Origin of the sequence: Cobetia sp. SIMBA_158 (genome assembly GCF_046566945.1) — a bacterium.
GTDB lineage: Bacteria > Pseudomonadota > Gammaproteobacteria > Pseudomonadales > Halomonadaceae > Cobetia > Cobetia amphilecti.
In genome coordinates, this window is sequence record NZ_JAWJYL010000438.1 from 1 (window position 1) to 267 (window position 267).

The following is a 267-nucleotide window of genomic DNA, read 5'->3' on the forward strand; positions in this document are numbered from 1 at the left end:
GGCGTGAAAGTGCCTGACGTGAAAACGCTGGTCGAAAAGCTGAAGACCGAAGCCAAGGTGCTGTGAGGAGCGAATCGAAAATGACGAACCTGGTAATTGCAGAACACGACAATGAGTCGATTAAAGCCGCAACGCTGAACACGATTGCAGCGGCGCAGAAAATTGGCGGCGATGTGCATGTGCTAATTGCTGGCCACAACGCGAAAGCGGCTGCGGATGCAGCGGCGAAAATCGTCGGCGTTTCTAAGGTGCTGCTCGCCGATGCGC

At 55.1% G+C, this 267-nt stretch carries 1 pseudogene; it reads left to right on the forward strand.

Going from position 1 to position 267, the window contains the following annotated elements:
* Nucleotides 1-80 precede the first annotated feature (80 nt).
* Nucleotides 81-267, forward strand: a pseudogene (locus R2R70_RS20600) (electron transfer flavoprotein subunit alpha/FixB family protein); the annotation flags it as partial.